The sequence below is a fragment of the Alteromonas sp. 4NS20-0143 genome (assembly GCF_057542855.1).
Map to the genome: position 1 here is coordinate 293039 of NZ_BAAJLR010000005.1, position 18955 is coordinate 311993.

The 18955-nt window shown below is 37.1% G+C and carries 15 protein-coding genes; 6 read left to right on the forward strand and 9 right to left on the reverse strand.

Translation table 11 applies throughout. The features are described from left to right. The first annotated feature begins 8 nt into the window (after window positions 1-8). The 3 genes from AC27HD_RS12890 (at window position 9) to AC27HD_RS12900 (ending at window position 3420) form a co-directional block, all read left to right on the forward strand. A complete protein-coding gene (locus tag AC27HD_RS12890; RefSeq protein WP_487106345.1) occupies window positions 9-968 on the forward strand; it encodes an acyltransferase family protein in 960 nt (319 codons plus the stop codon). A 36-nt stretch (window positions 969-1004) separates the two neighbouring features. After that, window positions 1005-1907, forward strand: coding sequence for a glycosyltransferase family 2 protein (locus AC27HD_RS12895; protein WP_487106347.1), 903 nt, complete (start codon window positions 1005-1007; stop codon window positions 1905-1907). Window positions 1908-1968: 61 nt separating this feature from the next. Beyond that, complete coding sequence (locus AC27HD_RS12900; RefSeq protein WP_487106349.1) at window positions 1969-3420, forward strand: oligosaccharide flippase family protein; 1452 nt, start codon at window positions 1969-1971, stop codon at window positions 3418-3420. 71 nt (window positions 3421-3491) lie between these two features. Here the strand turns inward: AC27HD_RS12900 and AC27HD_RS12905 are convergent, their stop codons facing one another. Both AC27HD_RS12905 and AC27HD_RS12910 read right to left on the reverse strand, forming a co-directional pair. After that, on the reverse strand, window positions 3492-4709 hold the full coding sequence (locus AC27HD_RS12905; protein WP_487106389.1) for a glycosyltransferase: 1218 nt from the start codon (window positions 4707-4709) through the stop codon (window positions 3492-3494). Window positions 4710-4848: 139 nt separating this feature from the next. Beyond that, window positions 4849-5667 carry a hypothetical protein gene (locus AC27HD_RS12910; RefSeq protein WP_487106351.1) on the reverse strand — a complete coding sequence of 273 codons (819 nt, stop codon included), beginning with the start codon at window positions 5665-5667 and terminating at the stop codon, window positions 4849-4851. A gap of 400 nt (window positions 5668-6067) precedes the next feature. On the opposite strand from AC27HD_RS12910, the gene AC27HD_RS12915 reads away from it, so the two are divergent. Beyond that, window positions 6068-7246 (forward strand): glycosyltransferase family 4 protein, encoded by a 1179-nt coding sequence (locus AC27HD_RS12915; RefSeq protein WP_487106353.1) that lies wholly within the window; start codon window positions 6068-6070, stop codon window positions 7244-7246. 179 nt (window positions 7247-7425) lie between these two features. On the opposite strand, the gene AC27HD_RS12920 is transcribed toward AC27HD_RS12915, so the two are convergent. The 4 genes from AC27HD_RS12920 to AC27HD_RS12935 all read right to left on the reverse strand — a co-directional run bounded on the left by AC27HD_RS12920 (window position 7426) and on the right by AC27HD_RS12935 (window position 12502). Next, entirely contained in the window at window positions 7426-8145 is a 720-nt protein-coding gene (locus AC27HD_RS12920) for a sulfotransferase family 2 domain-containing protein (RefSeq protein ID WP_487106355.1), read from the reverse strand. A 140-nt stretch (window positions 8146-8285) separates the two neighbouring features. Next, window positions 8286-8987: a PEP-CTERM sorting domain-containing protein gene (locus AC27HD_RS12925; protein ID WP_487106357.1), complete on the reverse strand. Its 702-nt coding sequence runs from the start codon at window positions 8985-8987 to the stop codon at window positions 8286-8288. Between the two features lie 144 nt (window positions 8988-9131). Beyond that, window positions 9132-9836, reverse strand: coding sequence for a sulfotransferase family 2 domain-containing protein (locus AC27HD_RS12930; RefSeq protein ID WP_487106359.1), 705 nt, complete (start codon window positions 9834-9836; stop codon window positions 9132-9134). Window positions 9837-10024: 188 nt separating this feature from the next. Continuing rightward, complete coding sequence (locus AC27HD_RS12935; RefSeq protein ID WP_487106361.1) at window positions 10025-12502, reverse strand: right-handed parallel beta-helix repeat-containing protein; 2478 nt, start codon at window positions 12500-12502, stop codon at window positions 10025-10027. A gap of 309 nt (window positions 12503-12811) precedes the next feature. On the opposite strand from AC27HD_RS12935, the gene AC27HD_RS12940 reads away from it, so the two are divergent. Beyond that, window positions 12812-13915, forward strand: a complete 1104-nt coding sequence (locus AC27HD_RS12940; protein ID WP_487106363.1) for a glycosyltransferase — start codon at window positions 12812-12814, stop codon at window positions 13913-13915. A 35-nt stretch (window positions 13916-13950) separates the two neighbouring features. Further along, window positions 13951-15027 carry an OpgC domain-containing protein gene (gene opgC / locus AC27HD_RS12945; protein ID WP_487106365.1) on the forward strand — a complete coding sequence of 359 codons (1077 nt, stop codon included), beginning with the start codon at window positions 13951-13953 and terminating at the stop codon, window positions 15025-15027. A gap of 118 nt (window positions 15028-15145) precedes the next feature. On the opposite strand, the gene AC27HD_RS12950 is transcribed toward opgC, so the two are convergent. From AC27HD_RS12950 to AC27HD_RS12960, 3 genes are all read right to left on the reverse strand, one after another. Continuing rightward, window positions 15146-16003 carry a glycosyltransferase family 2 protein gene (locus AC27HD_RS12950; RefSeq protein ID WP_487106367.1) on the reverse strand — a complete coding sequence of 286 codons (858 nt, stop codon included), beginning with the start codon at window positions 16001-16003 and terminating at the stop codon, window positions 15146-15148. 215 nt (window positions 16004-16218) lie between these two features. Continuing rightward, window positions 16219-16455: a DapH/DapD/GlmU-related protein gene (locus AC27HD_RS12955; RefSeq protein WP_487106369.1), complete on the reverse strand. Its 237-nt coding sequence runs from the start codon at window positions 16453-16455 to the stop codon at window positions 16219-16221. 436 nt (window positions 16456-16891) lie between these two features. Further along, a complete protein-coding gene (locus AC27HD_RS12960; RefSeq protein ID WP_487106371.1) occupies window positions 16892-18739 on the reverse strand; it encodes an acyltransferase family protein in 1848 nt (615 codons plus the stop codon). Window positions 18740-18955 lie beyond the last annotated feature (216 nt).

Below are 18955 nucleotides of genomic sequence, written 5' to 3' on the forward strand. Positions count from 1 at the left end.
CGAAGCCAATGAGAGATATAAGAATAGACACGCTTCGCGGACTGGCCTGCATATTTTTGGTAGCTTACCATGTAATAGGTAACAACCCATCAAATGGCTTACATATAGAAAGTGGCTTTCTACGTGAGATCAATGATCTACTTGAAACCGTGAGAATGCCTTTATTTACATTTCTCTCGGGTATGGTGTATGCCTATAGACCGTTGTCAGGCAATTGGACCAAATTTTTAAAAGGTAAAGTGCGAAGATTGCTTATACCCATGCTAGTTGTAGGAACGCTATTCGCTATTATTCAAGCCCTAGTGCCTGGAACCAATAATAAAATAGACAATTGGTGGCTTTTACATATATATCCAGTGCAACATTTTTGGTTTGTAGAAGCGTTGTTTTGGGTATTTATTCTTATAATCCCGCTCGAACTAAATAGGCTACTAAATAATAAGCTAGTTACAGTTTTAATTATTGCAGCGTTTTTAGCTTTAGCAGTTGGGCAGCCCTACACGAAATTATTGGCCTTTAAAGGGTTTATATATTTAACGCCGTTCTTTTTGTTTGGAATGAGCATCGTGCGTTTTAAAATATCTCCTTTGCCTATATTACCCAGCCTAATAGGCTTTATAGGAGTAATGACGGCCATTTACTTTCTAACAGAGGGTGTTTATGGAAGAAGTTTACTGGGTTGTGTTATCGGATTGTTTAGCTGTTACTTCTTGTTAGGTTTAAGACTAAAGATCCACTGGCTGGCAAAGATCGGCATTTACTCGTACAGCATCTATATCTTCCATGTTTTCTTTACAGCTGCGAGTAGGATAATTGTTACTAAAGTTGTTGAACTACCCGTTGAGGTTAACTTTTTAATCGGGCTTACAGTCGGAATTTTGGGGCCTATCTTCGTTTATCAAATTGCTGTTAAAACACCTTACACAAGCTTAAGTCTGCTAGGACAAAAACACGTGAGTACTAGGTAAGTAGATTCGGATTAGAAGTTCATTTAGGACATTATTTTGGAAAGAGTAAAAGTAAGTGTCATTGTCCCTGTTTACAATGATAAAGATAGGGTTCTAACTTGCGTTGACTCAATTTTCGCACAACGGATCGAGACATTTCAGTTAGAAGTCATCCTTATTGACAATGGTTCCACCGACGGTACATATGAATTTGCAGTAGACAAGCTGTTACCACGCCATGAAAACTTGACGATCGATAAATGTTCAACTCCTGGCTCCTATGCTGCAAGAAATCATGGTCTTAGTTTTGCTGAAGGGGATTATGTAGCTTTTACTGATTCAGACTGTATTGTGTCAGAAAATTGGATAGAGTCTAACCTATCAAAAATAACAGCTACGTCAGTGAGCATTATATTAGCGGGTGAAGTGGAATTTTTTAAAGAAGAGGGCAAAGTTACTGAACAAAGCGCAATTGATTTTGAAAACACGTTTTCAATGAAACAAGAAGATAACGCCAAGAACGGCAAGTGCATTACAGCGAATTTTTTCTGTGACAAAAAGTTGTTCGAAACTGTAGGTGAGTTCAACTCTTCTCTTAAATCGGGGGGGGATATAGAAATAAGTCAGCGATGTGTGGCTAGCGGTGGTGAAGTCATTTACAACTCTGAAGCAAAAGTTGGTCACCCCTCACGAAATAAAAAAGAACTTATTTCAAAAAGAAGAAGAATAATAGGCGGGACTTGGGACTCTTCATTAGCTTCTGCGGGAATTAAGGAAAGCTTAAAGTTCATTTTCAGGCTTTTGAAGATGTTTGTCGGTAGAACTAAAAAAGTTATCTTAAACTCAGAGTTGCCTTTGAGCAGAAAGTTTTCACTTATCTACATGTTATTAACTATATTCGTTGTAAGTATCAGTGAGTTAGCCTCACTTGCCTCTGGCAAGCAATCAAATAGACAGTAATTAGCAAATCAGATACGCCTTTATTCAAAGAGCTGGCCTAAGTAATGGAACAATAATCTCAATGTCGATTAAAAAGAAAGCTACGCAAGGTAGTATTTGGATGTCTCTAACAAGGACTGGTATCAACGTAGTTGATTTCCTCGTGTACGCCTATTTAGCACGTATCCTTACACTAGAGGAATTTGGTTTAGCTGGCTTCTGCTTCCTTTTTGTTGAGTTCACTAACACGCTGGTTAACGCAGGTGTAAATCAAAACCTAGTTCAGCGGAAAGAATGGACAGACAGTTATGCTGCTAGCACCATGACTTTTGTAGCCTTTATGGGGGTTATGGCTTCAGGGTTGTTGGTTGGTATTGGAGCTCCTATTGCCTATTATAATTACTCCGAACTAGCAGCATATGTAATCATTAGTCTTGCTCCGATAACACTAATTACTAGCCTTCAGGTGGTCGTAACAGGAAAGCTATTAAGAGAATTTAAAAACAAGCAAATGGGCGTAGCTAAATTTTGTGCAACGCTTATTTCTGCAACCTCGATAATAGTACTCGCAGAATTCGGTTATGGCATATGGGCGCTAATTATAGGAAAGTTAGTTAATGTAATTTTACAGTATGTTTTCCTTGTGTTGGTTTCGAAGATCAAACTTTCCTTTAATACCGACAAAGATAACTTTAAAGAGCTCATTACATTTTGTCTTCCTTTATTTTGGATGGTCGTTTTACGATTTCTTAATAAAAAGGCAAGCAATCTGTTTACTGGGCTTGTTTTAGGCCCTGTGAGCTTTGCATTACTCGCTGCTGCAAACAAAGCTGAAGTCGTTATAAACCAAGTCACCATGAGCTCGATAAACTCAATGGTTGTTCCAAGTTTTTCCCGCGTGAAAGAAACCTCTGATATTGGCGGGCTCTTCATCAGGTTGGTTACTGTTACCTCTGTAATTGTGACGCCAATATTTATGGGGCTTGCTGCAATAGCTGACCCATTTGTAACAGTTGCGTTTGGTGAAAAGTTTGCTACTAGTGCGCAATACATGACGATTGCTGCATTTAGTGTATTTTCTTTTGTAATCGCAAACTTTCTCCCTAATTTGCTAATATCGAAAGGCAAAACAAGAGATGCGTTCAACTTGACTGTGGTCAACATAATTAGCAATGTTGTTATTGCAGGGAGTACTATTTGGTTTGGTGTGACCGTGATGCTCTACAGTATTGTCTTAGGCAATGTACTTGCGATGCCAGTGCGGCTTGCAATCGTAAGAAGACACATTTTCATAGACACTAAGAAACTACTTAGTTCGTTGCTGCCGTCGTATATAAGCTCGCTAGGTATGTTTTCAATGGTGATGTTTTGTAAACCTTTCATTGAAAGCTATTTCAACAGCGAGGTAATAACGCTAATGGTTGCGATAGTATTGGGAGGCGTATCTTATATTGGACTCTCATTTATATTGTTTTATTCAATGTCAATGAAACAAATAGAAGAATTGAAATCGATGCTTTCTAGAAAATCATAAAATTGAAAAAAGTGACAAAACAATAATCAATACGCGTCGACAAGAGGAGCACATAAATCTGTAATATTTAATTAAAGAAGATTGTATAGTTCTTTGGCTAAAACATCAGAATTAAAGTCCAATTTAATCTTCTTTAGTGCATTTTCTCTCAGAATCTGGAGCTCCTCAGGCGTTAATGAAGATGCTAAAACGATCGCCTCAGCTAGGCCTTCGGAGTTTTTTTCCGGAACCAAAAAGCCGTTAACTCCGTGTTCAATTAATTCAGGTATTCCACTGTGTTCTGTACTTACTACAATTAGTCCCGCAGCCATAGCCTCCATCAACGCAACCGGAATTCCTTCCATATCTCCTAAACTATCCGTAACTGAGGGTAACAAGAATATATCAGATTTATCCAAGATTGATTTAACGAAGCTAGGTGGCTTAGCTCCAAAAAAAGTAACTCTGTCAGTTAAACCTAAGCGATTACTAAGTTCGATCAATTCGCTTTCTAATTCGCCTCCACCAATAATTGAGAGGCGGAATTCATCATTAAGGTATGGCATCGTTTTAATTGCGTACTCTAAACCTTTCTTCTCGGTCGCTCGAGCAACGCTAATTATATTTACAGGATTTGACATCGCTCGTGTTCTAGGAAGATATCTATTAATATCGACTCCCATCCTCAGAACAGTGATTGCTTTGCTGTCAGCCCCCCAGCCTATTAACCGCTCTTTCCAAAAATGACTAACAGGTAGAAGGTGACTTGTCTTTGATAAATTTACGTAATCATTTTTCCAAAAATTGACGCTATCGTACTCGCTAATTTCGTAACCATGAAAGACTGTATTTAACTTACCCTTCAATATGCCAATATTCACAAGTTTTTGAGCAATGACTCCATTATTTCCAAAGTGCGCTACAATACTGTCAGCTTCAATTGAGACGCTCCGATTTAACCACGTTGTAATCGCTATTTCATAAGCAAGATTAATCTTTCCTTTGCTCAAAGCATAGTCTGCAAAATCTACGATCGGAATCATTTCTTTGCGCCGAAAAGATACAATATATTTAAAAAAATATAAAAATAAAATTTTAAGCGGTCTTTTTACTTTATGAGAATTCGGCGGTGAGATAAAGTACGCACGCTTAAGTAAATTATGCTCTTTGAGAGATTCCAAACTTATGTTCTCTTTCTCTTTATATAAAGCAACTATTTTGACATCTACTCCTTGATTAATAAGTCCATTGATTTGCTCTATCACAAACGTCTGAGATAATACAGGGAACCGTTTAACAAAAAAAATCACTTTCTTCAAAATTGACCTACACATGATTTATTTATTAGCACTAAATTATTACGTTAATTTATCGTTATAGGATGTTTCTAATATTTACACTGCATATCATACTAATATCGTATAAGACGAAATTTGATCTTTAAATTATCTAATACTGTGTTATCTCGTATCCAAATTCTTTTAACGTTCTTGGACAAGCTTTCATTATTTGATTTATATTATCCTCGCTGAAAAATTTTTTGTAGTCAATTGACGACTGCCCCTTTGGTTGAAATTGATTATCTAATAAATTATCTATATTCACTCGTTTTTCCAATAATAGATCGGACGCTAATTTTTCTATGAAAACGTTTTTTGCTAACAAAAAGTCTTCATATTTCACATGCTTAATTGGATGTTTTGAGTTGATATAGCATTCTGTTGCTCGTTCAATTCTGTTTGACAATCGACTTACGACTGTTTTTGAACATCCCCTTGTACCATTAATGAGATAATCCCATTGCGGAGTAGGGTTACTCATTTTTGAAATAGGTATCGATGTAGAGTTATCAAATCCATCGATATCAAGACGATTGAAAATTGACCTTACAATGTCGAACGGATTACGTGATATAAAAACTAAAGTTGCAGCTGGGTAAACTTTTGATATGAGTTCTGGACAGAAACTGAAGTCAGGATCTTTGACAATTTTGCGATAGTATATCCCTTTGTTTGCATCTACTACTTCAAAAAACTCATCTGATTTATTTTCTAACATTTGGATAATGTTGATACTTTTTTTGGAGGTGTTGTATACAGGGTCATTAGAGTATGTAAGCTTCGCTCGTTTTGCGAGTAGATTTGCAATTGCCGTGGTTCCCGATTTTTGGTGACCTAAAAAAACTGCTTTAGTAAGATTAGGTCCAAAGATTTTTGCACATGCTTCAAATTTAACATCACGTACCTTCTTCCTAAATTTTGTTTTCATATATTGTCCTTTATACATTTAAGATTCACGTGTAGTTCGATATAGTTAGTGTGTCTGGGAAGAGATTGATTAAGTGTTACCAACAAATACCCCTTAAAGCATCCACTTAGATGTTCGTTATGCGTATTATTGAAGCAAGTTCTATACCTAATAGGCTTGAAAACTGGATAAAAACATAAGTGATATAAGTTCAACCATCTCATTATGAATGGATTTTCAGGAGACCCTACATATTAGGTTTTTAAGAAAACTATATTGCAGTAAAATCTTGGTTTCTTTTGAATGATTCTTTTGAGAATCAAAAAACGCTGCTTTTTTATAAATTTTAACACTGCAAATGCACAATCAGTAATCTTTTGTGCACAGGACGTGATGATTTTGAAATCACTAAAGGAATAAAGTGAAAAATTTTACTATTCTAAACTGTACTACTCGCTTCTACTCTCCGTCTTATACATTTATAGTGAACTTAATAGATAAGACAATTAGAGACAATCACAACGTCAAAATTTTTACTAAAAAAATAATAAGAGGCAGTGAGTTTGATGTATTCGACGTATCCTTAGACAATAAGGGACCAGTTGCTCGAAAATTGCAAAGGAAACTTAATGCCCTCAGGAGAAGAGTACAGAATATAGACTACAAACAGGCTAGATTACAGCTTGAAAAGCTAAACCCTGACATAATTCATTGTCACTTTGGAGTATCAGCTCACTATGCTTTTGATATCCTAAAATATTCGAACGTAAGCAAGCCTATTGTTGTTTCTTTACATGGTTACGATGTGTTTCTTCATAATACTCTTGGTAAGCAATATAAAGATTCATTGCGAGCGTTATCTTGCCTTGATAATGTAATTTTCACGGTCCCAAGTGAATACCTAAAGCAAAAAGCCTATGAGTTTTTGGGGTTGCAAAAAAATAAGGTTGTGACTTTATACAATAGTTTTGACGAAAACTTGTTTCATATAGATACGCGTGTTCTTGAACCAGGTGATACGTATCGCTTAGTTAATGTAAGTAGATTTGTAGATTGGAAAGGACAAAAGTATTTGCTTGAAGCATTAGAAAAAATGGTAGACCGTTTTGATATTCACGTGGATTTTATAGGCGACGGGGAAGAATTACAAAACTGCATTAGTCTTTCTGAAAAGTTAGGGCTAAGTAATGTTTGTTCCTTTCATGGTGCTTTGCCACCTGACAAGGTCGCGTCGATTGTGGGCGATTGCCATCTTTACGTTCATACAGCAATAGTAGGGGAGAATGGGCAAACTGAGACGTTTGGGATATCTATACTTGAGGCCATCGCGAAAGGTAAGCCGGCAATATTTTTTGATGTAGGTGGGATAACAGAAGTGTTTGGAGCCATAAAATCGCCTTTGTATGTTTCTGTAGAAGAGAAAAGTGCGGAAGACCTTGCTGACGAAATAACTAAAATGGCACCAAGACTTAAAATATTAGATACTGAAGAACTGGGTCGTGTAAGAGAAACAGTCGTTAAATTATATAGCGAAGAGCGCTATGTAAATGGGATTTATAGTATTTATGAAAAACTCGTCAATGCGCCCAGTGACTGTTAGTAATTTTTAGTGATTTGGAGTCACAAGACACTCTACAGAAAGTTTTGTAAGCTAGGCCACATTTAACATGTCAAAGATTTTTGGACTTTTGCCCCTACTCAACTTCACTTTGCAAAAATTTGAAGTCCTTTACATTAACCTCATGCGAAAGCTTTAAGTTTACGGAGATGAAGTGATAATTATTTGAGCTTGCGGTATAGCTTTTTCTTAGCAAGCTTCGAATAAAAGGCTAGATCACTTTTTAAAATGTTAAATTTTGATGATTCAATTTTTAATTGTGAGGTATCCTTTGAATAACCAAACTTTTCGAAATCTTGACCATATAATTCTAAGAATATTTCGAGCGCGCTTGCTGTCCATTGTACATTCTTCTTGATACCGATTTTCTTAGGTTTCACATATACAGAGTTTGGTAAGCCCAATCTCTCACTTACCGTTTTCATAACAGCTTGAATGCCATCTTCAAACTTAAATACTTCAACATCTTCTCTTATAAAATAATTTTGTGGGCGTAGATGATTATCCAGGATGTCTGGTTGTTTTTTGTACTCATTAAGATTATGTATCAACCATGAAGCAAACAACGTTTCGGCTTTACTACCTAATTGGATACTACCTAAATTTATCCTGTAAAAAAATTCACTGACAATCCTGTCAAATGGGTTTCGAACTATAGCAAACTTATATTCGAAAGGCCTAGTGAGTGGTTTAGTTAGTTGCGCTAGAGTGTTGTATCCTAAGTGTTGGGGGGTTACGAGCATTCCCTCAAGTTTTCGCTGTGAGAAAAGAAATTGCTTAAAGTTTCCCGTTTCATTTAGCCATGTTTCGATAGTTGTACCAGCAGTTTTGGGAATATGAAGAAATGTTACAGCCTGCTCGTCGTTTAAGTATAAAGGCATCGTATGATCTCTGGAAAACACAAATTTTATATCAATTAAATTCAGACAGTAAAAATATGTCGGTTGAATAAGGAAGATTAATGTAAAACGAAAAAGCCCTTAATAAATAAGGGCTTTAATACATTTACGTTTTAAAAAAATTATTTTCTTTTGCGTAACAGTAGCATAACCAAAGAAGTCATTAGTATGGCTAGACTCCCTGGCGCAGGAACGCTCAATAAAGATGAGTTCGTTGGCGTGCCTGTAAGCTCTAGATTATCAAATCCAGCATTGTTGCCTCCGCCATTACCAAAGGCTGTAAGACGGAAAACGTAGTCACTTCCACCTTGTAATACTAAGTTACTCACGTCAAATTCGATTGCTTTTGTAGGCGTAAAACCAGATTTATTGTTATCGCCATTGAATACATCTACAGAGCTAGAAAAAAAAGAGCTAGCGCCTTCGAAGATATCCAAAGATAAACTAAAGTCTCGTTGGACGTTTTGAAGCTGGCCTCGATTGTTATAAATAGACGCATCAAGTGAAAAAGAATCTAGTTTAATATTATTAACGAAAGAACTTGTAGAAAGCAGTATGTCAACAAACCAAGTTCCTTCGTTGTGAATGTTATAGTCAACTGCAAAAACATCATCAAAGTTGTCGAAAAGCTGTAGAGACGTGAAGCTTGTCGTTTGAGGGGTTAGAGTTTTTGTTACTGATACTCCACTCTCAGTCCAAGCAATGTTAGTTGGGTCACCCGAGGTGCCATTAAAATCTGATGCTAAGATGATACCTGCATTGGCAGGAAGGGCCGATGAGAGTGCAACAACTGCAAAAGTTGTCTGGATTAATTTTTTTAACACGTGTACTCCAAAATTATTAAAATTTTACGCTATCACAAATTAAGCACTCTCTATGCCATATTGGTAATTTGTTTATTAATCAAAAGGGTAGATTAAATTTTGTGTGTGAAATGCTCATTTTGTAAAATAAACTGACAGAGGCGCTTATCTACTTTTTTGATTTTTAATCTCTGAATTTTCGTATTTTTCATGCATGATATCTTTACAGAGCTCAATAAACATAGTGTCTTCATAATACCAATCATTTAGAGTGATTCTTGCACGTTCTTCTATCGTTCTATCGATATTTTCCGGGTTTCTGTGGGCGTCTATATCGTTTGTAGGTAAAGCTAAATCATCTGATATACCAAGCAATTTGATAATATTTTTAAAGTCGTCATGTAGCGATTCTTGAAATCCTATATATAAAACGTCATCAATTCGCGATTTAAAATATTCTAAGCTACCAAACCAGTAATGATATCTTATAAGGTGTTGAACATAAAACATACCTTTGATTGCTTTTTCATCTTTATTTTGAAGAGATAAAGCCATTTCGTTTGGAGTAGAGTAATTGTCAAAAACCGTCTTTTCTTCAGCGCTCCATTCTGAATAGTATCGAGGTTGTCCTTTTCGTTTACGACTGTAAAAACCACTAATAAACCTTGAAATAGGCTCTCTAAGAAAAAAAATTATAGATTCACCTACTGGGATATCTCTCACAGTTGTATCGTGACTGTGGAGTATAATCTTAAATCTATCAGTTTCTGGAAAATCTTTTAAAACCGATTTAACAGCGCTGCCACCGGTTTTACCGATATGAAGAAAGTGAACTTTGTGTTTGCTGGGTTTAAAAAAATTTTTGATCATATATATCATTCCATTGAAAAGACTACGATGAGGCGAATATTAGAACTGGTTGCACTCTTCAACCGTAAGAGGCTGTGAGTGCCAGAATTTTTAACTAGTATTTGGTACACAGCAAGAATGATACCAAAGGTTTTATTTAATTTAACAGTGTTTAAAAAGAGTTATTGTGCTTGAGAAACAATACAACTTTAATTTTCCGAAATTCTGACCTGTTTAAACATGGCCTCGTCTCTATTGGAGGAACTTTTAGTATTGTCGTTATCTAAGACTAGAATCAGGTAATTAACTCGCCCTGTAACGTATTTACCAATTGGAAATTTAATTATTGGTGATGCTGCTGAAAAATAGTTCTCTGCCCGCACTCCCCAAGCCTGTTTGCCATAAAATTTAACCACTCTAGAGCTATTCAGCTTAGTATCTGTTTCAAAGCCAATTCCAACTACCTCTGGGTTACCTTCTACTTCAAGCTCTAACTCTAGTACAGAGTCTTCGGTTAATGTGTAGCTAATAGGAAACATCTGCCAGTTGTTGCCGGTAAGAGTTACGGTATTGTCATCGGTAATTCTAGTGGTTCCATAGCGATACTGTTTGGAAAAGCCAGTGTGCTCAATTTCGCTAGCTTTGAATTCCCATGCTGTTGGTGGCTGTTCTTCAACGGGTAGTAAGAATACTTCCGATGAAAAGTTAGGAATTTTAAATTCTTCTGATACATATAGCGTTGGTTCGAGTGAACTTTGCAGTGACTCTATGTATGAAAAATCATCGGAGTAGGGGTGCTCAACAACGTTATCTATATTAAATTCGTATCTTGCATCACCTGAATTCTCATTAAAACAAAGGTCGTTGGTGCTTGTGCTGCCTAAGTACTTTTCTTTATCAAAAATACAGTACCCAACTGAATATCCAGTTTTTTTAGTGAGTATGATGTTGTTTTGCGTGGTAACCCAAAATGTAGAATCGTTGTTAACTCGAGATGCTGCAATACCATTGCGTTCAACATCAATAATGTTTTCAAAAATAAAGGTTCTACCAGCTGGTTTTGAAATTAGCCCTCCCGCTTTTATAGCAGTCCACTCTTTGCCTGTTTCATCACCCAAGTTGTGTATGTAGTTGTGAAAAATATAGCTAGGTCCTAACGTATTGGGCGCTATGCTTACGCCAGCATAGCCTTGTTCCATCTCATTATCGTAAACCAACACGTTTTGTTGGCCGCCATCAATTTCTATAAGGTCGTCATTGGCATATGCTAGGTAATTACCATAAATTGCAGAATTCTTTACGAAGCCGCCGCGCCGTTCAAAGTTTTTTCGCCCTTCAATCACATCGTTAAATCTATGATTAGGAGTGCCATAAAAGCGATTGTTTCTTACAATAAATTCGCCTCTATATTTATCACTGTCATGATATGCCCAAACTTGAAGCGCATTTGCACCTTTAGGGTGCCCTACTGCCCAGCTATTTGCGCCTATGTTAGGGCTATGTACATCACATTCTTCAATTACAGCTAAACCGCTTCTTTCTAAGTAGATACCTGAGTCATAGTTGATAGGGGAGTTGTTGGTAGTACTTGAATAGGCTACACCGTCTCTAATATCAACGGCTTCTCTACCATACTTCGATACATTGCATCCTTTAATCCATATATGATGCGCCTTTTTAGCAAATATGCCGTAACGACGTCCGCCTTTAACAGTGAGGTTTTCAAGCATCACATACGAATTGTTACCAATGTTAACCGCGGCGAGCACGTCATTACCGGCTTCGATAATGGGTCCATCACCAATAACTTTAGCGTAGCCATTAGCGCTGCCTTCAATGTTCAACGCTTCCAGGTCTAACTTTCCGCCAGAGTAAATTTCTGAAAGGTAGTATATTTTATTTGGGTCGATTGGTGGAGTGTTAGGTTTCGTAGTCGTTTGGAGAGTATGTTCAACTACATCCCCATATACGTCTGTAATAGTTACTTCTATGTTGTACCTAGTGTTTGCTTCTAGATACACTATGCTTCCAGCGAACGAACCGTAGATAGGTTCCCATGCTAAGTCTAGCCCTTTACGCCAATATGTATCATCATCCGCCCTAAATTTAACTGTGGCAGTACTTCCTTCATCTTGGCCGTAAATAACTAACCCTATTGAATTAATAAGTGGGGTAGCAGTATCCTCAAATCCTGATGCTGATGCAGCAAAGGTTATTGATGGGTCTAGCCCGGCGCTAATCGCAGCCTCATAAATATCACTTTTGCTTAAATCAGAGTACGTTGAAATTATCTTCATCCATTTAGCGGTATCTATTGGATATGAGGCGAATAAGGCAGAGGCTTGATTTGCGTTTATATTTTCATAAAGTGCTTTTTTTTCATTTTCACTTGTTGGTGAGGAAGGAAAAAGTACTTGTTGCGTATACAGCTTGGCTAACTCATTTCCATATTTTTCCACAAAAGGCTTTAACCGTTTGGGCCCGCTGTAATCGGTTAGTAACGTCTCTACAGTATTGCTATCGTTAGTATTAGCTTTTATATAACGATATAAAATATCTCCGGGTTGTCCGCCTTTGGTGTAATCGCTGCTGCCTTGGTTCGGGCTGGCGCAAGAAACAGACAAAAAAGTTAGCAAAACAACAATGATGAAACAAAAGATAGGATGCTTTTGGTTGTCAGCGTGCATGGTATATCCCTATATATTGAAAAATGCAAAAGAAGAGAAAGACTGGGGTAACACCTAAAGGGTAGTGCTTACAATATCGCGTGGCAAGGTGCTTACAGGGTTCTTTACATACAAATGTTATTTCAGCTTTAAATAACGTTAAATGCACACATGTTTATCAAAGTGATAAAAGCGGAACCTAAATTGCTTGCTATAAAATAGGTCAAGTAACTCTCGGTTATGTCGTAAACAATCTACCATATGTATTTGGTATACTTGAACAGTATGTGGGAAAGAGCAATTGCCTCTAAGCACGAAAATGGACATTTTATGAAGAAAAAAGTAGCCGTTATTCACCCTGAAGCAGGGTTTTCATCAAGCGGCGGATCTCAACTAAGTGCGTATGAAATGGCAGAACACCTAGCATCATTTTTTGATGTAAAGTTACTGAGTTCATCAAATTGCAGCGAATATAGCGTTGTTATACCGTGTATTCCTAGGGGAAAAGTAAAAAAAGCGCAGCGTAACAAAACCATTGACTGGTTGCTTACGCGATTTGTTTCTAACCCATCGTTGCTTATCGAGTCGATAACCAGCTTTCTAACTTATACGCCGTATTTAATATTTAAGCGATGCGACGTTATTTATCCTAATAACGACTACGGAGGTTTGGCCGTAGCGGCAGTCATCAGGAAGCTTTTTAAAACACCTATCCTCTATACCGAAAGAGCAGGGATGGTATCGAACGGTAAGGTGTTAAGGCGCAATTTAAAGTTTAAGCCCAACTGCCTAGTAGTGTTTAACCAAGAAACCAAAGATTATGTTCACTCTATAGAGCCTGAACAACGGGTCGAAATAATACCTAATGGCGTAAACTTAGCTAAATTCAGCCCCCAGGGCGAAAGGTATGAGCATGGGTTACAGGGGCAAGTGTTACTAACTGTTGGTGCACTAAACAGGCAAAACCATAAGCGTATTCATTTAGCCATTGAGGCAGTGAGCCAGTTAACAGACGTTTCGCTACTTATCTGTGGAGATGGTCCTGACGTTCAGTATTTTAACGACCTTTGTACTCAAAAACTTGGAGTACATAGGTTTAAGATAGTTAAAGTTGAATTTGCTGACATTCCTAACGTTTACCGTTCAGTTGATGCTTTCACTTTACCATCGGAAGACGAGCCTTTTGGTCGCGTTTACTTAGAAGCTATGGCCAGTGGTTTACCTATTGTCGCTACCGATGATTCCATGCGCAGAACGTTAATAGGAGAGGCTGGTGTAGTTTGTGACGTTGAAAATGTCAAAGAGTATGCTGCAGCAATAGCCACTGCATTATCAACTGACTGGGCTGAAGCGCCGATAGAGCAAGCCGCTGATTTTAGCTGGGAGAGTGTAGCTGAACGCTATGCGACCGTAATAGAAAGCCTTCAACAATAATCGCTATTTTTTATAATAATTATGTGTGGTACCTAATGTTGGATAGAGATAATAGGATTGATTTGATCCGTGGGTATGCGATTTTTACTATTTGTTTAAACCATATAACTGTAATGTTAAATAAAGTTGGTGATGTGGGTATCAAAATTCCAACACTAACGCACTACGGTTATTCCTCAGCCGCTGAAATTTTCTTTTTTATGTCGGGGTATATGGTAGGGCTCGTTTATCTTGGTAAGGCCGATTTTAATCAAAAAATAGTGCGAAGAGCTTGGCATCTATATAAGGTTAACTTCTTACTGTTAGCAATTTTGTTCAGTGCTGCTTTTTTATTTGATAATGATGTTTTTTTTAGACTGACTCAATTACAGTTTTTAAAAGAGAACTTATTTTCCGGTCTTATAAGATTCGCGTCTTTCACTTATGTACCAAAGTTCACGGACCTATTGTTTATTTATGTGATTTTATTATTGAGTACAACTATATTAGTGCGAGTGTTGTTCAGAAGTGAAATGTTATTTTTATCGATTATTATGGCGATTTATGCTCTCTCACAATATTTTCCCGCTTTTAAACTCACTAACCTAGCTACTGATGACGCAAAATGGGGGCTGAACGTTTTAGCCTATCAACTCCCATTTATGCTGGGCCTTTTCTTTGGGAAAAAAAGGTATTTATCTTCTTTATTTGTAAAAGTAGACAAAAACTTACTACTTTTTTGCGGCATTTGTACTTGTGCTCTGATCGGAGCATATGCTTTGAAACGTTACGATTTTCTTGCAATTAAGGGGGAGTGGTGGATTGAAAAGCGCTCATTAGGTCCGCTTAGAATGATACACTTTTTCGTAGCTTTGCTGTCTATAATGTGTGTTTTATCGGTATTCCGAACGTTTACTAATATGTACGTTTTTCGTTTAATTGCGTTGGTAGGACGACAGTCTCTCGGGGCATTCGTAACGAGTATGGCATGCTGTTACATATCATTAGGTGTCTGGGTAAATTTTATAGACACTACATTAATATACTATTCCCTAGCTGTTATCTCGTTAGCTACTGTAATAATTGTTTCGTGGGTGCTAGAGCGAATAAAAAGCAAGAATGTGGTGAGATAAATGTCGCCAGTGACTGGCTAGTTTCAAATAACACGAATCGTGCTAAATCCTCAAAGAGGACTGAAATCACCGAGATTCTAATCGTTTAGAATCTCGGGTCTTCGACAATATATTACTTTTACAATTTTAATTTGAACTTTTTTTTCCCCAACAATACTTTAGCTGTTGCCATTAAGCCGGCTTCACTCAGAGATAAACCAATCCAGCCTAGCTTGTTATTTTTTTTGCCAATTTGGCTAAGAATTTGGTTAGCAACTCGGTCATTATAAGCTTTTTTACCTAAAAGTGTTTTGTGCTTTTTAAATGCCTTTAGTCTCGGAAACACTTTCTCCAGTGGCATATTAGCTACTTCGGTAGAAATACTAACGTGACCTCTGCGGTAAAAATAAATATCTTTAGGGATATTCTTAAAAATAGCATCTTCTAAAGTAATACGAACGAAAAAGTCCCAATCTTGGCTATTCTTTAGCTCTTCATCAAACATTAGCTTTTTAGCTAGGGAAGCTTTGCAGGTAACACCACTCATTCCGCAAAACTTATTGCCTTTCTTTATCACTTCGGTGGTGATAACTTCAGTTTCGTTGATGTGAATTTTATCTGGCGTTTCTAGAAAACGATATCCACAGGTCACTGCATCCGCGTGCTGATGCGCTGCAATATGGTGTTCAAGATAGTTTTCATCCCATACGTCATCGTCATCTAAGAACGCGATGATATCTGACGTAGATTTTGCAATACCCAAATTACGCGCAGCATTTGCACCTGATGCTACGGGTACTTTGATGTACTCAAATTGATCGCGCGGAAAAAGTGACAACACTTCTTCATAGCTAACCGAAGAGCCATCATCAATGACGAACACTTCTTTAGGCATAACAGTTTGTTTTAATACTGCAGCAAGTGACTCCTTCAAATAGTCAGGGCGATTGTGTGTTGTGATTACAACGGAAACTGTCGTTAGCAGTTGTACTTCCATACTTTCTGATATCCTTTCTTACCGAAACAAAACTATTCACTGGGAAGCAATATAAATGCCGTGACCATACAAGTACATTCATTAATGTACTATCTTAGTTCCTCTAAAAAAACATTGCATTGTTAAGTGAAAACGTTAAAAACGTTTATGGTCAATTATTGTCTTTCTATACAAAGCTAATAGTTAATTTCCGTTCGCTTGTTCTTCAAAATATCTTAAAGTCCTTTATCTGCAATAATCTTCGCTGGTATAACACCGACAGTACTATCGCTTTCAAAAGACTTGTTAACTACCGCGTTGGCACCAATTGCAACGTTATCGCCAATTTTTATGTCGCCGTATATTTTTGCGCCGGGTCCTATATAGCAGTCATCGCCAATATGAGGAGCTGCCCCCCTTTTTAGATAAACTGCCTCCGATGTTAACGCATACGTGAATCCGGCAGTTTGCACCAATTTTACACTTTCCGTTGACTACAATGGTTCCCGCATGAGCGATTGATAAACCCGGGCCAAAGGCATTGGCTGGTATCGAAAATCCAAGATTACGACCTAGCTTTCGAACTCTTAACGGTAGCCATACAGCATAGATTTTGCCAAACATAGTTCTGGTAGTGTTTTTTCTATACACTAATTTTCTTAAAGCTACTTGAAATCGCCAAATATCATGGGTTAAGTAGTTTTTAATTGTTGGCTTTACGTTTAATGCCAATCTATCTTGCTCTAAGAAATGTAGATAGTCGTGTCTGTTTTTTATCATCATCTTTCGCATACTTTAATGGTTGTTCTCTTCGTTAATCGTATTAAAATCACAAAGAGCTAAATCAATTATTGCTCAGCTTTTTTGTGAATTTTGAGGTATGGGCCACAAGTAACTGCAATTATTCTTCTACATTAGAAAGATATTATTGAGATATGAGTTCGCTTCGATTGAATACCATGGACGCATATGGTTATTGTCCCGGTAGAAGAAGCCCCTTTTTTCATCTCTTGTTTTGCACTGTTTGTTTTTACAGAGGTAGGAAATTGGGTCAATAATGTTTATATGGTCAATGTTTTTTAGTTTAGTTAAAGCATCTTTATGTTCGGAATAATTCAAACGGACTTTAGCTTCTGAAATACTATCAGGCAGCTTATTACGAGATGCAAAAACGGGATCAAATTCTTTCCCCTTGGGCTCGCCAGTTAACATAAAAACTTCAGGAATATTACTCTTCAAGTTAAACAAAAAATCATCATACTCTTTGATCCTGATAAGTTTTTCGGTTTGTCTTTTAGAACTTGAAGTGGGTAAGTACGAGTTAAAACTGTAAAACGATGTGAGCACTTTCTCAAACTTAATTTTATTGAGCAATTTTTGGTAGTTTTGAAGATCACCACATCCCCACTTGGGATTCTTCATAGATGGTGTGACAAAACATCCGCTTTGCGTTAGAAAATAGATATTATATTCATTATCAAGGCTAGCGACATATGGGTAGATTTGCTCAATATGACTTGCGCCCATTACTAATATATTCTTATTTGACTTACCCTTGATAAACCGTATTTCGAGACCTTCAATTTCTATGTTGGGCTTAGGGTAAAACCAGTCGTCTTTAGCTTCTATTGCAGACAAGACTAAAAATTGTTCCTTTTGCGATAAACGAGATAAAAGTCCGTTTGTATAAAAAATAGTAAGGCCTAAAATGGATGTCATAACAGCGAATGGTATCGGTCGTAAAATTACTTTTATCTTATCTAGTCGATAATCTTTTAGGGATTTAGATTCAACATAGTTAAAGCTCACGGCACCGAGCACAATAGAAAGTGGCAAACCAACTCCCCACCAATTAGCACCTAGTTCAAAATAGTGCCCAGCAACTATTATTGGCCAATGCCAAAGATAAATGGAGTAAGACCATTTTCCAAGTGCATGGGTAAGTCTATTGTTTACTAAAAGTGACCCACCGTTGTTTGAAATAAGGACTAAACACGCACCAATAATCGGTAATAACGATGCGTAACCAGGCCAAGGTGTAGCTGAATTATAAATAAAAAGTGAGGTTACTATAAGGACGAAACCTATTAGTTGTATAGGGCTCTTGGTGTTCGCTTTAAGGTTTACTGGGTATAGGAATGCCAACCCACCTGCTAGCATTTGCCATGCTCTTGTTGGCAACAAAAAGTATGCCGCACTACTTGATTTCATCGTCACTAAAATTGAAAGAAGGAGTGCTAAAATAGTGCTAATCACAATGACAACTTTTAATCGATTTAGGGTAATGAATCTTCTCAATACAGCTAAAAAAATTGGGTAAATAAGATAAAATTGCCATTCAACAGATAGGCTCCACGTATGTAGAAGCCACTTTTCATTTGAAGAAGGATTAAAGTAATTGGATTCTGTCCAGTAAACTATATTGGATAGAAACGTTAAACTAGCAGCAGAGTGTTTTCCAAGGTTTAAATAGTCTATTGGTGATAGTAAAAATAGCCCTAAGAACATTAGAACAAAGCAGAGAAAAGCTAATGCAGGGACTATCCGACGAACACGTGCTTTGTAGAACGATAAAATTGAGAAAGACTCTTTTTCTAAGCCTTTAATAATAATCATTGTCATCAAAAAGCCAGATATAACAAAAAAAACGTCTACACCGGCGAAGCCGCCGGGAAGCCATTCATGATTAAAGTGAAACAAAACGACAGAAACTACGGCTATTGCTCGTAACGCATTAATATCTTCCCTGAACTTCATTTGTATTTACTTCTTTATTGAGGGCTTAAAGAGTCAAACTCATCCCAAATCTAGCTGACTTACGGTCTTACATAAATCATCATTAGTCGGGACTGCAAGACTTTAGTATAAATATTTGACTGCTCATAGAAATTAAATAATGCAAACTAACAGCCAACTTTGCGGTTTTCTAAACTTCTGGTTCTAGGCCACTTGTCGTCTGTGTCTCTTTGTTGC